This is a genomic window from Devosia enhydra (genome assembly GCF_900119845.1).
Taxonomy (GTDB): domain Bacteria; phylum Pseudomonadota; class Alphaproteobacteria; order Rhizobiales; family Devosiaceae; genus FPKU01.
On record NZ_FPKU01000001.1, the window covers coordinates 363,962 to 378,695 of the forward strand.

At 67.2% G+C, this 14,734-nt stretch carries 14 protein-coding genes; 8 read left to right on the top strand and 6 right to left on the bottom strand.

Translation table 11 applies throughout. The features are described 5' to 3' along the window. Positions 1–49: 49 nt before the first annotated feature. From crtY to BT183_RS01835, 3 genes are read left to right on the top strand one after another with little or no spacing between them, the layout of a single operon-like run. Positions 50–1,243: a lycopene beta-cyclase CrtY gene (gene crtY / locus BT183_RS01825; protein ID WP_072338704.1), complete on the top strand. Its 1,194-nt coding sequence runs from the start codon at positions 50–52 to the stop codon at positions 1,241–1,243. Continuing rightward, a complete protein-coding gene (locus tag BT183_RS01830) occupies positions 1,240–2,730 on the top strand; it encodes a phytoene desaturase (protein WP_072338705.1) in 1,491 nt (496 codons plus the stop codon). The genes crtY and BT183_RS01830 overlap by 4 nt, the downstream gene beginning before the upstream one ends. Next, positions 2,727–3,671, top strand: coding sequence for a phytoene/squalene synthase family protein (locus tag BT183_RS01835; RefSeq protein ID WP_210185432.1), 945 nt, complete (start codon positions 2,727–2,729; stop codon positions 3,669–3,671). Before BT183_RS01830 ends, BT183_RS01835 begins: the two co-directional genes overlap by 4 nt. Positions 3,672–3,972: 301 nt before the next feature. On the opposite strand, the gene BT183_RS01840 is transcribed toward BT183_RS01835, so the two are convergent. Genes BT183_RS01840 through BT183_RS01860 form a run of 5 tightly spaced genes read right to left on the bottom strand, consistent with a single transcriptional unit; the run spans position 3,973 to position 8,463 of the window. Beyond that, positions 3,973–4,767 (bottom strand): AAC(3) family N-acetyltransferase, encoded by a 795-nt coding sequence (locus BT183_RS01840; protein ID WP_072338707.1) that lies wholly within the window; start codon positions 4,765–4,767, stop codon positions 3,973–3,975. Between the two features lie 3 nt (positions 4,768–4,770). Then, positions 4,771–5,298: a sterol desaturase family protein gene (locus BT183_RS01845; RefSeq protein WP_072338708.1), complete on the bottom strand. Its 528-nt coding sequence runs from the start codon at positions 5,296–5,298 to the stop codon at positions 4,771–4,773. A 16-nt stretch (positions 5,299–5,314) separates the two neighbouring features. Continuing rightward, a complete protein-coding gene (locus BT183_RS01850; protein WP_072338709.1) occupies positions 5,315–6,520 on the bottom strand; it encodes an ABC transporter permease in 1,206 nt (401 codons plus the stop codon). Next, entirely contained in the window at positions 6,517–7,488 is a 972-nt protein-coding gene (locus tag BT183_RS01855) for an ABC transporter ATP-binding protein (protein ID WP_072338710.1), read from the bottom strand. The genes BT183_RS01850 and BT183_RS01855 overlap by 4 nt, the downstream gene beginning before the upstream one ends. 21 nt (positions 7,489–7,509) lie before the next feature. After that, the gene (locus BT183_RS01860; RefSeq protein WP_072338711.1) at positions 7,510–8,463 is read right to left on the bottom strand and encodes a polyprenyl synthetase family protein; all 954 of its coding nucleotides are present in this window, start codon (positions 8,461–8,463) and stop codon (positions 7,510–7,512) included. A gap of 255 nt (positions 8,464–8,718) precedes the next feature. Here BT183_RS01860 and BT183_RS01865 point away from each other — a divergent pair, with 255 nt between their 5' ends. Genes BT183_RS01865 through BT183_RS01880 form a run of 4 tightly spaced genes read left to right on the top strand, consistent with a single transcriptional unit; the run spans position 8,719 to position 13,032 of the window. Then, positions 8,719–10,578: a feruloyl-CoA synthase gene (locus BT183_RS01865; protein WP_072341356.1), complete on the top strand. Its 1,860-nt coding sequence runs from the start codon at positions 8,719–8,721 to the stop codon at positions 10,576–10,578. Between the two features lies 1 nt (position 10,579). Continuing rightward, positions 10,580–11,830: a thiolase family protein gene (locus tag BT183_RS01870; protein WP_072338712.1), complete on the top strand. Its 1,251-nt coding sequence runs from the start codon at positions 10,580–10,582 to the stop codon at positions 11,828–11,830. After that, positions 11,830–12,591 carry an SDR family NAD(P)-dependent oxidoreductase gene (locus BT183_RS01875; protein WP_072338713.1) on the top strand — a complete coding sequence of 254 codons (762 nt, stop codon included), beginning with the start codon at positions 11,830–11,832 and terminating at the stop codon, positions 12,589–12,591. The genes BT183_RS01870 and BT183_RS01875 overlap by 1 nt, the downstream gene beginning before the upstream one ends. A gap of 9 nt (positions 12,592–12,600) precedes the next feature. Beyond that, complete coding sequence (locus tag BT183_RS01880; protein WP_072338714.1) at positions 12,601–13,032, top strand: acyl-CoA thioesterase; 432 nt, start codon at positions 12,601–12,603, stop codon at positions 13,030–13,032. Positions 13,033–13,361: 329 nt separating this feature from the next. On the opposite strand, the gene BT183_RS01885 is transcribed toward BT183_RS01880, so the two are convergent. Next, positions 13,362–13,817 carry a MarR family winged helix-turn-helix transcriptional regulator gene (locus BT183_RS01885; RefSeq protein ID WP_072338715.1) on the bottom strand — a complete coding sequence of 152 codons (456 nt, stop codon included), beginning with the start codon at positions 13,815–13,817 and terminating at the stop codon, positions 13,362–13,364. 122 nt (positions 13,818–13,939) lie between these two features. Between BT183_RS01885 and BT183_RS01890 the strand changes: the two genes are divergently transcribed. Further along, positions 13,940–14,725, top strand: coding sequence for a crotonase/enoyl-CoA hydratase family protein (locus BT183_RS01890; RefSeq protein WP_072338716.1), 786 nt, complete (start codon positions 13,940–13,942; stop codon positions 14,723–14,725). Positions 14,726–14,734: the final 9 nt, after the last annotated feature.

The following is a 14,734-nucleotide window of genomic DNA, read 5'->3' on the forward strand; positions in this document are numbered from 1 at the left end:
ATTGCCGTAAGAGAGGCCGTTCGGGCAGCTTGCCGGAGATTGAACCACGATGCCGATACCGGGGCAGGGCCCGCTTGTGCTTGTCGGGGCGGGGCTCGCCAGCGCGCTCATCGCGCAGCGGCTCGCGCAGAGTTTTCCCGACCAGCCGATCCTCATGCTCGAGGCGGCCGCCGCGCCCTTTGGCGAACACACCTGGTCGTTTCACGAGCCCGATATCAGCAGGGCCGACTGGCAGTGGGTCGGCCCCCTGGTCGCCCATCGCTGGCCCGGCCAGCAGGTGCGCTTCGTCGCTCACGCGCGCAAGCTTTCGACCGGCTATGGCTCGCTGACTTCCCAGTCGGTCGCCGACGCCATGGCGCGGCTCGCCAACCTCACCATCCGCACACTGGCCCCGGTGCGCGATATCCGGCCGGATGGAGTGACGCTCTCGAGCGGTGAGGCCATCCCCGCCGCCTGCGTCATCGATGCCAGCGGCCACCGCCAGAGCCCGCATATGCTGCTGGGCTTCCAGAAATTCGTCGGCCTCGAGATCGAGACCACCGAGCCCCATGGCGTCGATGTGCCGATGATCATGGATGCGTCCGTCGACCAGAAGGACGGCTACCGCTTCGTCTACCTCTTGCCCTTCTCGCCCACCCGCATCCTCATCGAGGATACGCGCTACGCCGATGGCGAGGCGCTCGACATGCAGGCGCTCGCCGCCGACATTTCGGCCTATGCCGAGGCGAAAGGCTGGACCTTACGCACGGTGGTGCGCGAGGAGCATGGCGTGCTGCCCATCGCACTTGCCTTCGATGCAGAGCGCTTCTGGGCCGATGCGCCCAAGGATATTCCGCAGGCCGGCATGCGAGCCGGGCTTTTCCACCCCACCACCGGCTATTCCCTGCCCGAAGCCGTGCGGATCGCCAATCTCGTGGCCGAGAGCTGGCCCGCCGGCAGCGCCGCGCTGGCCGAGCGCATCCGCCGCCACGCGCTCAAGCGTGCCAAGGACCAGAGTTTCTACCGCTTCCTCAACCGCATGCTGTTCAAGGCCGCCGTACCGGATCGCCGCCACCTCGTGCTGCAGCGCTTCTACCGGCTGCCGCAGCCGCTGGTGGAGCGCTTTTATGCCGGGCGCACCCATTGGGGCGATATAGCGCGGATCCTTATCGGCAAGCCGCCCGTACCCGTATCCCGCGCGCTGCCCTGCCTGCTCGAAGCGCCGCAGCTCAACCGATCGAACAAGAAGACAGTGACCTCATGACCAAGACCGCAGCTATCATCGGAGCCGGGTTCGGCGGCCTTGCGCTCGCCATTCGCCTGCAGAGCGCCGGCATCGCCACCACCATCTTCGAAAAGCGCGACAAGCCCGGCGGGCGCGCCTATGTCTACGAGCAGGATGGCTTCACCTTCGATGCCGGCCCCACCGTCATCACCGATCCGGCCTGCCTCGAGGAACTCTGGACGCTGTCCGGCCGGAAGATGTCCGACGACGTCACCCTCGTGCCCATCTCCCCCTTCTACCGGCTCTGCTGGGAAAACGGCACGCGCTTCGACTATGTCAACGACCAGGCCGAGCTCGACCGCCAGATCGCCGCCATGGCGCCCGAGGATGTCGATGGCTATCGCCGCTTCCACGCCTATTCCGAAGAGCTTTACCAGGAAGGCTATGTGAAACTGGGCTCGGTGCCCTTCCTCAATTTCTGGCAGATGATGAAAGCCGCGCCCCAGCTTGTGCGGCTCGAAAGCTATCGCAGCGTCTATTCCAAGGTCGCGAGCTTCGTGAAGAACGAGCATCTGCGCCAGGCGCTGAGCTTCCATACCCTGCTGGTGGGCGGCAATCCCTTCGAATCCTCCTCGATCTACGGGCTCATCCATGCGCTCGAGCGTCGCGGCGGGGTGTGGTTCGCCAAGGGCGGCACCGGCGCGCTGGTCAAGGGCATGGTCAAGCTCTTCACCGATCTGGGCGGCACCATCCGCACCAGCGCCGAAATCCACCGCATCGAAGGCCAGCCCAACCGCGTCCGGGCCGTCGTCACCGCCGATGGCATCGCCCATCCCTTCGACATGGTCGCCTCCAATGCCGATGTGGTGCACACCTACGCCAAGCTGCTCGGCGGGCACGAGCGTGGCCGGTCCTATGGCAAGTCGCTGGCAAACCGCCGCTATTCGATGTCGCTGTTCGTCATCTATTTCGGCCTCAAGGGCAAAAGGCCCGAGCTTGCGCATCACTCCGTGCTCTTCGGGCCGCGCTATCGCGAGCTGATCAAGGAGATCTTCACCGCGCCCAAGCTAGCCGATGATTTCTCGCTCTACCTGCATGCCCCCTCGGTCACCGACGACAGCCTCGCGCCCGAGGGGCACAGTGCCTATTACGTCCTCTCGCCCGTGCCGCATCTGGGCACTGCCGATATCGACTGGGATGTCGAAGGGCCGCGCTACCGCGACCGCATCCTCGATTATCTCGACCAGCGCTATATTCCCGGCCTGCGCCGCGACCTGGTCACGGTTCGCCACATCTCGCCCTTCGATTTCCGCGACGAGCTTAATTCGCATCTGGGCTCGGCCTTCTCGGTCGAACCCATTCTCACCCAGAGCGCCTGGTTCCGCCCGCATAACCGCGATGACCTGATTTCCAACATGTACATCGTGGGTGCGGGCACCCATCCGGGCGCCGGCATTCCCGGCGTCGTGGGTTCGGCCAAGGCCACGGCGGGCCTGATGATCGCCGATGCGGGCGCGCGCGCATGAGCGCAATGGCCGAAGACAGCGTCGTCGCCTCCTCCGAGGCGGCGATCCGCGACGGCTCGAAGAGCTTTGCCGCCGCCGCGCGCCTCTTCGACAAGTCGACGCGCGACGACGCGGTCATGCTGTATGCCTGGTGCCGGCATTGCGACGACGTCATCGACGGCCAGACCCTGGGGCACGACCAAGAGGCCGATTTCCGCCGCGGCCAGGCTGAGCGGCTCGCCGAACTCCGCCGCAAGACAAAGGCGGCGCTCGAGGGCGGGCAGGCCGAAGACGAGATCTTCGAGGCGCTGCGGCGCGTGGTTGCCAACAACGCCATCCCCGCAATCCACCCGCAGGAGCTGCTCTACGGTTTCCAGATGGATGTCGAGGAGCGCCACTATGCGACCCTCGATGACACCTATGAGTATTGCTACCACGTCGCCGGTGTCGTCGGAGTGATGATGGCGATGATCATGGGCGCGCGCGATCCGGCCGTTCTCGACCGCGCCTCCGATCTCGGCATCGCCTTCCAGCTCACCAACATCGCCCGCGACGTCGTCGACGATGCGCGCATGGGGCGCTGCTACCTGCCCGACGAGCTTCTGGCCCGTCACGGGGTGACCAGCGTCGATCCCGACGATCCCGAGCAGCGCCGGCGCCTGCACAACGCTGCTCTCGAGCTGCTCGACATCGCCGATCGCTATTACGATTCCGCTCTTGTCGGCATGGCGGCGCTGCCGCCGCGCTCCGCCTGGGCCATCGCCGCCGCCCGCCGCGTCTACCGCGCCATCGGCGCCCGTCTCAGGTCAGGCGGCCCCTCGGCCTGGGATCGCCGCGTCTCGACCACCCGCGCCCAGAAACTCGCCCTCCTCTCCACCGCGCTCCTCGACGTCGCCACCAGCCGCATCGCCCCCCACCGCACCAACCGCACCGCCCTCTGGACCCGCCCAGGGCGAGGTTGACCTCAGGCACAGGGGGCACCGCACCAGGTATCGCCCCACCCCCCCAATTCTCGAGCCTCGCGCGCCCTTAACCTCTCCCCCAAAGGGAGAGGTGAAGAGGAGCCCCGCACTAAGCATCATGCCAGAACCGCCATTCCCAAGGCTCGCGCACCCTTACCTCTCCCTTCGGGGGCTTCGAGGCGACGGCGAAGCCGGTCAATCCGTCCGGTGGACGGATTGAAGCCGAGAAGGCCATGAGAGCTATGCTCGAATGGCGCGAGGTCGGCCGCAGGCCGGGTGAGGGGGCCTTGCCGCTTGCGCGTTACGGGGCCCCTCCCACCCCAACGCTCCCCCGCGCCGCGTCGCACTCCTCGCATCCCGCCTCGGGGCCGTGCAGAAACACCAGCGGATCAACCCGCAGCCGCATCACGGCTGCCTCGACGACATCGCGCGATCTCATCAGCCGCCCCGTGCCGTGCCCGACTGGACCGATGGCGATCCTGCCCTCGGCGGACAGCCAGTCGTCGGCCAGCGAAAACCGCTGGCAGCAATGGTCGGGCTCGTCGACCGCCACGCGCACCGGCTGGCCATCGCGTTCGATGGTCAGGAACGAGCGGCTTGAATAGGGCACGCCCGCCAGGCTCTCGGCCATATGCAGCGTGGTGTTGGCATCCTGCCCAACGCCCAAAAGCAGGATCTTGCCGTCGAGGCGGTGGATATGCCCGACCGGGCTCGCGGGCCCATGCGGGGGCAGCGGCAGGTCGCCGGAGACGACCTCGGCGGCCAGCGGCCCCTTCGCGATGAAAGCCATCGGATGGCTGGAGCGTTCAACCCCCGGCATGCGCCGGAAGGTCTCGGCGGTGATGCCGAGATCGGCGGGGCAGGGGGTCAATGCCGGGTCGAAGATCGCGTCGTCTTCGCTCGTCCAACCCGGCATGGCGAGCGTGCCCTCACGCCCCACGGCGTCGAGCAGGCCCAGCACCAGCCCCTCGGGTCCGCCCGCGATAGGCCGCACGGCGCGAAACGAGGTGTGCACGAGCAGCAGATCGCCCGGCATGACGCCCAGGTCGCGCAACTGCGCGACGAGAGCCTCTCGCGTCACCGGATCGCGCGCCATCGCTCAGTGCAGCGCGGGGCGCTCGTCATCGTCGAGATGGGCGGTCTTGTCATAGGGCTTGGGCTGGTTGTCGAGCTTCTTGACCAGTTTGTCGACCGGCTCGGCATAGACGAACCCGAAGGACACGCAGCCCTCCTTGCCCTTGACCGCATGATGCAGGCGATGCGCCTGGTAGACGCGCTTCAGATAGCCCTTGCGCGGGATATACTTGAACGGCCAGCGCTGGTGCACCAGCCCGTCATGAAAGAAGAAATAGAGGAAGCCATAGATAGTGATGCCGATGGCGATCCACAGCAGCGGCTGCCAGTAGAACGACCCGACATAAAAGAGCCCGATGGCAAAGCAGGCAAACACCACCGCATAGAGGTCGTTGAGTTCGAGCCCGCCCTCATGCGGCTCGTGGTGCGATTTGTGCCAGCCCCAGCCCCAGCCATGCATGATGTGCTCGTGGCTCCAGGCCGCGAACCATTCCATGAATGCGACGGTGCCGGCGATCATCACGACCGGAACGAGGAAATCGAGAAAACCCATTGACGTCTCCTTCGGCTCAGAGCCGCAGGCGTATGCGCGAAATCACCAGGGCCGCCAATACGCCTATGGCAGCGGTCGCGGCAAGTGGCGCGAAAGACGCAGCCAGCTCTTCGAGCGACTCTCCGCGCCATAATACGCCATGATAGGCCTCGATGGACCACGCATTCGGCGTGAACCAGCCCAGTTGCTGCAGCCAGGGCGGCATCATGAAGCGGGGCACCATCGAGCCCCCGATGGCCGAGCACACCAGCACGATGAAGGTGGAAATCGTCTGCGCCTGCTGCTTGGAGGTGCAGGCCGAAGCCACGAGCAGCCCGAGCCCCGCCGCCGCCGCCGCCGCCAGCAGCGTCGTCAGGCTCCAGGCCAGGGCTTCATCCCAGAACGCCACGCGATAGGCGATCGCCGCAACGAGGAAGATCAGGAAAACCTGGATGACCCCCTGCGCTGTCAGGAACAGGAACTTGCCGATCACCACCACATCCGTGCCCGCCGGCCCCACGGCCAGCCGGTCGACGATGCCCGAATTGCGCTCCTCAATGAGGGTGGCGGCGCCCTGCATCGCCGAAAACAGCAGGAAGAGGATGGCGACGGCCCCGGCATAATAGGTGACGGTGGCGCTGGCTTCCCCGCTCGGGCCCGTGGTGTCGAGCCTCACGAGCGCATCGCTGCCTTCGGTGGGCGGCGGCTCTGCGGCCACCGCGTCGAGGCCTGCGGCAAGCCGCGCCTGCTGCTCGGGCGAGAAGCCTCCCACCAGCTGCCCGATCGCCGGGGCGGTGCGCGAGAGCCCGATCTCGGGCAGCTTTTCGGCCAGAATGCGCTGCACATGGCCCGAAACGATCGATCCGGCCATCAGCTTGCCCGGGTCGATCACCACCACCACAGGCGGTTCCTCGCCGCTGCCATCGAGCGGCCCGACAACTGCGATGGCGGCATCGGCCTCGCCATGCAGCACCGTCTCGCGCAGCGCCTCGAGCGAACCATAGGTCTCCGCGCGCATGCGCAGTGAGGGTTCGGCGCGCAATTCGGCTTCGAGCCGGGTCGCTGCGGACGAGGGGGCGAGCCCGGCATAAGCAACCTGCAAACGCAATTCGTCGCCCGATGTGCCCGAAAAGATCGCCGCGAAGATCACGAAGATCGTCGGGGGCAGGATGAACGCCATCGCCAGCGCCCCCCGGTCGCGGATGAGGCTCAGCGCCAGCACCTTGAGCATGGCGAAAATCATGCCGCTTCCTCGATGACCATCGGAGCGCGGTCGGTCTTCTTGCGCGACAGGTGGAGGAAGAGGCTGTCGAGCCCGGGCTCGCGCAGGCGGATCTCGCGAACGAGGATGCCGACGCGTTCGAGCCGCTCGGCCAGCCCCACCGAGGTGCTGCCATCGGCCGCACCCATCACCGACCAGCTCATTTCCGAGGTGCCGGCGATGAAGCTCGAGCGCACGAGCGCATCGCGCTGCTTCTTGGTGAGCTTGCGGCGCAACTCGAGGATGATTTCCTTCTGCCCCTCGAAGGTCTCAGCGATCAGCCCGCGCGGCGTGCCCTTGGGCGCGATCACCCCGTCGCGCAGAAAACCGACGGTGGCGCATAGCGTTTCGGCCTGGTCGAGATCATGGGTCGCAAGCAGCACCGCCATGCCCGACAGGCTGAGGTCGCGGATGACGTCCTGCAGCTCGTTGCGCGCATCGACGTCTACGCCAACCGTCGGCTCGTCGAGGATCAGCAGGCTCGGATTGTGCAGGATGGCGGCGGCGATATTGACGCGCCGCTTCCATCCCCCCGACAGGATATCCACCGGATCGTCGGCCCGCTCGCGCAGCCGCGCCGCTTCGAGCGCCCAGTCCACGGCCCGGTGCGTGTCCTTGCGCCGCAGCCCTGAGAGCCTGCCGAAGGCGACGAGGTTCTCGCGCACGCTGAGGTGCATGTAGAGCGCCAGCTCCTGCGGCACGAGCCCGATATGGTTGAGTGCCGCCCGCTTGCCGCGCTTGTGGCCGGCAATCGTCACGTCACCCGCAGTCGGGGTCACCCGGCCGCAGATGGTGCGGATGAGCGTCGTCTTGCCCGCTCCATTGGGTCCGAGCAGGCCGAAGATCTCTCCCGAGGCGATGGCGAGGTTGAGCCCGCGCAACACGTTGCGTGTCCCGAAGCGCACTTCGAGCGCCTCGACGGCGAGAATGGGCGTGGCGGCAGGCGTCAAGGCTGTCCCCGGAAGACGGCGTCAGGTGGCCGAACCGGTGCTCCGCGTCTGGAACACGCGCGCCACCAATTCGTCGAGCCTTGTGGCATCGATCCGCGCTTCGGCCAAGGCCCGTCTCGCAAGGTTGAGGTGCTCCGCGCAGCTCAGGCGCGCCTGCTCGATCCCGAGGAGGGAAACGAGCGTCGGCTTGCTGCCGTCCTGGTTGACGTCCTTGCCCGCTTCCGCCGGCTTGGCCGTCTGGTCGATGAGGTCGTCCGCCGTCTGGAAGGCGAGCCCGAAATGCCGCGCAAAGCTCCTGATCGCGCCCACCTGCTGGGCATCGAGGCCGCGCAGCACCGCGCCCATTTCGGCCGAGGCGACGAACAGCACGCCGGTCTTGAGCCAGTTGAGCTGCTCGACCGGCTTGGCGTCCGTCAGCCCGTCGCGCCCGTTGATGTCGATTTCCTGCCCGGCCACCAGCCCATTCGAGCCGATGGCATCCGAGAGAATCGCCGCCAGCCGCGTCCGCACGGGCGCGGGCACCTGCTCGAGTTCGGCGATGATGCCGAAGGCGCGGTTCATCAGCGCAATGGCGGCGAGAATCGCGGTGGCCTCGCCGAACTGCACATGCGTGGTGGGGCGCTGGCGGCGCATTGCCGCATCGTCCATGCAGGGCAGGTCGTCGAGGATCAGCGAGGCGGTATGCACCATCTCGATGGCGCACCCCACATCGAGGGCCGCTTCACGCAATGATTCGCCGGGGTCGGCGATGAGGAAGCACATCACCGGCCGCACGCGCTTGGAGGGCGCGATCAGGGCGTGGCGCATGGCCAGATGCAGGTTCCTCGGCTGCGCATCGCCCGGCGGCACCAGCAGTTCGAGCCGCTCATCCACCAGCCTGCGCACATGGCCGAGCGAGCCGCCACCCTCATTGGCCGCAACGGGGGGACGGGCAGGGGATGCTGCGACTGCTGCCGATTGGCCGGCGCTGCTCATGGGCGAAACGTCCCCGAAAGTGGCGAAACGATGTGAACCTGATCCTATCAAGCATTTGCAGCCCTTTGCCACAAGCACTGCGTTAGCCTCATGGTTTCCCGATCCATTCCGCCGCGCCCCGTTGTGGCCGCTGCGCAACTATCGCGCCGGCGACGCGAAAACGGCTCCCCGCCGTGCCGTCGCGAGGGGGCGCGTCAGCCGCTTGCCGCAGCCCGGCCTGTTTGTTATGCTTCATAACAAATGGAGGAGGGGCCGATGGAGGATGGTCAGCCGGCATTGCGTGCCGTGCGCATGGGCACGCTGCGCGTGACGATGGAGCGCGATCCCGGCGGGGTCATTCGCCTTGCCTCGCCCGACGCCCTTCCCGAGCCCGCCCGTTCCATGCCCCAGCGCATCGCCTACTGGGCCGAGCGCACGCCCGATGCGGTCATGATCGCCGATCGCGGCGAAAACGGCTGGCGCACGGCAAGCTATGCTGACGTCGCGCGCCGCATCCGGCCGCTCGCGCAGGCCCTGCTCGATGCCGGGCTTTCTGCCGAGCGGCCGCTGGTTATCCTCTCTGGCAACCGCATCGAGCACGCGCTTTTAGGCTATGCCGCCATGCTGGCCGGCATCCCGCATGCGCCGCTCTCGCCGGCCTACTCCCTGGTGTCCAAGGATTTCGGCAAGCTGCGCTACATCCTGGACCTGCTGAACCCCGGCATGGTCTATGCCGAGGATGGCGCGGCCTTCGGTCCGGCGATCGAGGCCGTCGTGCCCGCCGATACGGCGGTGGTCGTCTCGCGCAATCCGCTGCCGGGCCGCCCGTCGCAGCTCCTCTCCGACCTCGAGACCACCGCGCCCACCCCCGCGCTCGACGCCGCAGCCGCCGCAATCGGGCCCGATACGATCGCGAAATTCCTGTTCACTTCCGGCTCCACCGGCAGCCCCAAGGCCGTCATCACCACCCAGCGCATGCTGACCACCAATCAGGAGATGATCCGGCACGCTCTCGCCTTCCTCGCCGATGAGCCGCCGATCCTCATCGACTGGATGCCGTGGAACCATGTCGCCGGGGGCAGCCACAATCTGGGCATCGCGGTCTATAATGGCGGCGCCTTCTATATCGACGATGGCCAGCCAACCCCTCAGAACATCGGGCGCACCATCCGCAACCTCTCCGAAGTGTCCCCGCACGTCTATTTCAACGTGCCCAAGGGCTACGAGATGCTGATCGAGCCGCTGCGCACCAACGCAGCGCTGCGCGAAAGCTTCTTCAAGAACCTCAAGCTGCTTCAATATGCCGGCGCCGGCCTCAGCCAGTATGTCTGGGACGGGCTCGACGCCGCCGCCCGCGATGCGACCGGCGAGCGCATCATGATGATCACCGGCTATGGCTCGACCGAGACGGCCCCCTTCGCCTTCACCACCACCTGGCCGGTGGAGCGCGCCGGCATGGTGGGGCTGCCCGCGCCGGGCCTCGAGATCAAGCTCGTGCCCGATGGCGAGAAGATGGAGCTGCGCCTGCGCGGCCCCAACGTCACGCCGGGCTATTGGAAGGATGCCGAAAAAACCGCCCAGGCCTTCGACGCCGAGGGCTATTACTGCATCGGCGATGCGCTGAAATTCGCCGACCCCGACGATGTCTCGAAAGGCTTCGTCTTCGACGGCCGGGTGAGCGAGGATTTCAAGCTCGCCACCGGCACCTGGGTCAACATGGCCGCCGTACGTGGTGCCGCACTTGCAGCCGCCACGCCGCTGGCGCGCGACCTCGTGCTCACCGGGCTTGATCGCAACCATATCGGCGCGCTGATCTTCCCCGATCTCGAAGCCTGCCGCCGCCTAGCCGGCCTGCCCGAAGGTTCAGCGCCCGCCGAGATTGCCGGCCATCCTTCCGTGCGCGCAGCGTTCGAAGACAAGCTCGGGGCGCTCGCGCTCAAGGCCACCGGCAGCTCCAACCACCTGGCCCGCGCCATCCTCCTCGCTCTGCCCCCGCAGATGGACAAGAGCGAGGTCACCGACAAGGGCTCGATCAACCAGCGCGCCGTAATGGCTGCCCGGGCCGCACAGGTCGAAGATCTCTATCGCGATCCGCCGCCCCCGCACGTCCTCGTCTTCCCGCGAAAGGTGAACTGACATGGCCAATACCCCACGGGGACTCAGGCTTTCCTTTACCGATGCCTGGCTCATCGATGGCGCCCGCACGCCCTTCATCGATTATCGCGGGGCCCTTTCGCAGGTCTCGCCCATTGATCTCGGCATCAAGGTGGCGCGCGAAGCCGTGCGCCGCTCCGGCATCGATCCAACGCGCATCGGCACCACCATTGCCGGCTCGATGGCCCAGGCTTCCTTTGATGCCTATGTCACCCCGCGCCATATCGGGCTTTATGCCGGCGTGCCGGTCGAAGCGCCGGCCCATCTCGTGCAGCGCATCTGCGGCACCGGGCTCGAAGTCATCGCCCAGGCCGCCGACGCCGTCGCGCTCGGCCGCATCGAGCTGGCGCTGGCCGCCGGCACGGAGTCCATGAGCCGCAACCCCATCGCCGCCTATACCCACCGCAATGGCTTCACCATGGGGCAGGTGGAGTTCAAGGATTTCCTCTGGGAGGCGCTCTACGACCCCGCAGCCTGCGTCAACATGGGCGACACGGCCGAAAACCTCGCCAAACAATACGGCATTGCCCGCGAAACCGTCGACCGCTTCGCCGCTCGGAGTTTTGATCGCGCCATCAAATCCCGCGACGAGGGCTTCCTCGCCGGCGAGATCGTCGCCGTCGAAACCGAGACTTTCGCCATCGAGGGCCTCGAGCCGCGTGGCATCAAGCTGCCCAAGGGGGTCGATCGCGTCGAGGCCGACAGCCACATCCGCCCCTCGCCCTATGAGGTGCTCGCCAAGCTGCGCCCCGCCTTTGGCGGTGTGCAGACAGGCGGCAATTCCTCCGCCATCGTCGACGGCGCCGGTGCCGTCATCGTCGGCACTGAGGCCGTCGCGACCGAAAACGGCCGCACGCCCTTGGCCCGCATCGTCGCCTCGGCCGCCGTCGGTGTGCCGCCCGCCATCATGGGCATCGGTCCGGCACCCGCCATTCGCGCCGTGCTCGAAGAGGCTGGCCTGACGCTCGCCGATATCGGCCGCATTGAGATCAACGAGGCGTTCGGCGCCCAGATCCTCGCCTGTATCGCCGAACTCGGGCTCGACGAAACCAAAGTCAACGTGAATGGCGGGGCAATCGCCATCGGCCATCCGCTCGGGGCAACCGGCATTCGGCTAGCGCTGACACTGGCGCGCGAACTGCGCCGATCCGGCCAGCGCTATGGCATTGCCTCGGCCTGCATCGGGGGCGGGCAGGGCATTGCCCTGCTGCTCGAAAATCCGGAGGCCAGGTGATGGAGATCGCCGGCAAACTGGCGCTCGTCACCGGCGGTGGGTCGGGGCTTGGCGCCGCTACCGCCCGGGCTCTCGCTGAACAGGGCGCGCGCATCGCCATTCTCGACCGCAACGCCGATGCGGCACAAGCCGTCGCGACCGAACTGGGTGGTCGGGCCTTCGCTTGTGATGTCGCCGACGGCGAGGGCGCCACGGCCGTCGTCGCTGCCATCACCGCCGAACTCGGCACGCTGTCCATCCTCGTCAACTGCGCCGGCATCGGCACCGCTGCCCGCATCGTCGGGCGCGAGGGCCCGATGCCGCTCGACGCCTTCGAGCGCGTCGTGCGGGTCAATCTCATCGGCACCTTCAACATGCTGCGGCTTGTGGGGCACGCCATGTCGCTGGCCCAGCCCGATGCGGCGGGCAATCGCGGCGTTATCGTTTCCACCGCCTCGGTCGCGGCCTTCGAGGGCCAGATCGGGCAGGCGGCCTACGCGGCATCCAAGGGCGGCATCGCGGCCCTGACTCTGCCGGCGGCCCGCGAACTCGCGCGCTTCGGCATCAGGGTGCTGACCATCGCACCGGGCCTCTTCGAAACCCCGCTGCTCGCCGAACTGCCCGATGAGGTGAAGGCCGGGCTTTCCGCTGGCATTCCCTATCCGGCCCGGCTGGGGGCGCCGGCCGAGTTCGCGAAGCTCGTGCTGGCCATGGTCGAGAACGACTATCTCAATGGCGAGACCATCCGCCTCGACGGCGCGCTGCGCATGCAGCCGAAATAGGACAAGCCGATGTTCATCAATCGCTTCGAGGTGGAAATTCAGTTCGGGGATTGCGATCCGGCCGGCATCGTCTTTTACCCCAATTATTTCCGCTTTTTCGATGCCGCGACCGCCAAGCTCTTCGAGGCCGCGCTGGGTGAAAAGAAGATCGCCTGGACGAAGCGCTTCGGCGTCCTCGGCATCCCGATGGTCGATACCGGCGCCAAATTCATGAAGCCCTCGCGCTTCGGCGATGTCGTGACCATCGAAACCGAGATCACCGGCCTCAAGCGCTCGAGCTTCACGCTGGTCCATCGCCTCTACAATGGCGGCGCGCTCTGCATCGAGGGCCATGAGGTCAGGGTGCTGGTCGGCCCCGACCCCGACGCCCCCGGCGGCATCAAATCCCTCCCCATGCCCCCCGAAATGGTCGCGGCCCTCACCGGCGAGATCACCGCGTGACGGCTCAAGCTCGGACCTTGCAGCCGGCCCTCCCTTACCTCTCCCTTTGGGGGCTTCGAGGCGACGGCGCAGCCGGACAATCCGTCCGGTGGACGGATTGGAGCCGAGAAGGCCATGAGAGCTACGCTCGAATGGCGCGAGGTCGGCGCGCAGCGCCGGGTGAGGGGGCCTCGCCCCGCGCGTCTTTCTGTCAGGCAGGCAGCTGCATTCGGCTCCTACCGCTCCACGCCCTCCCTTACCTTTCCCTTAGGGGGAGAGGTCGGCGCGAAGCGCCGGGTGAGGGGGCCTTCCTGCCTTCCCAAATGCAAGAAAAGGCCTCTGGCCGTCCCCTACCGGCCAACGCCCATCAGCCTGTCCAGCATCGCGAGAAAGTCGCGCGCCTCGGCCTCCCCGCCCAGCCGCGCAACGCAGTCCGCCTCGAATCGCGCCTGCAGCGCATCGAGCCTTCGCATGGCCGCTTCGCCCGCTGCCGTCAGATAAAGCGCGTGGCTGCGCCGGTCGCCGTCGCGGGCGCGGCGCTCGACCAGTCCGCGCGCATCGAGCCCGCCCACCAGCGAAACGAAATTGGCCCGCTTGATACCCAGCACGGCCGCGATCTCGGTCTGCTTGCGGCCCGGATTGTCGCGGATCAGCGCCAGCGTCGAATAATCGGCCGGCCGCAGATCCTCGTCGGCGAAGCGGTCGATGAAGCTCTGGAAGATGTGCAGCTGCGCGCGTCGCAGCCTGTAGCCGATGATGCCGGTCACCGCTGCCGTATCGATGGCGTCGCTCTCGTCCTGCGCCATCGGCGGGCCGCGCTCCTCTTTCGTCCTCGTGCCCGATTTGACCCGTTAAACGCCCGCGCCGCAAGTCGCGCCTGCCCCTTTGCGCCCATCACCGGCCGCGCTTCCTGTTCAAGGATCACCCGATGACCAGCCCCGCAACCGACGCCGAATCCCCGCTGCTGATCACGCGCGAGGGCACTATCGCGCATCTGCAGTTCAACCGCCCCGCCAAGCGCAACGCGCTCAACGACGCGGCCATCGAGGCGTTGCGGCAGTTTTTCTCGGCGCCGCCCGAAGGCGTGCGCGTCGTCGTGCTCTCGGGCAAGGGCGGGCATTTTTCGGCCGGGCTCGATCTGTCCGAACAGGTTGCGCGGCCTCCGCTCGATGTCATGCGCCATTCGCGCAACTGGCACGCCGTATCCGGCCTCATTCAGTTCGGCGGGCTGCCGGTTGTCGCGGCGCTCGAAGGCGCGGTGATGGGCGGCGGGCTCGAGATCGCCGCCTGCGCCCATGTCCGTGTCGCCGAAACCGGCACCATGTTCCGCATGCCTGAGGGCCAGCGCGGCATTTTCGTGGGTGGCGGCGCCAGCGTCCGCGTCGCCCGCCTCATCGGGGCCGACCGGCTGGCCGAGATGATGCTCACCGGCCGCACCTATTCTGCCGAGGATGGCGAGCGGCTGGGCCTTGCCCATTACGTCGTGCCGCAGGGCCAGGGGCTCGAGCGCGCCATGGAGCTGGCGCGCGCCATCGCGGGCAATTCCCCTACAGTCAACCACTTCATCATCCAGTCCATCGCCCGCATCGCCAACATGGCGAGCGAGGACGGGCTTTTTACCGAAAGCCTTGCCGCCGCGCTGAGCCAGACGGGTCCCGATGCCGAAGAAGGCTTGCGCGCCTTCCTCGAAAAGCGCCGCCCCAATTTCGGCTGATGGGGTTCG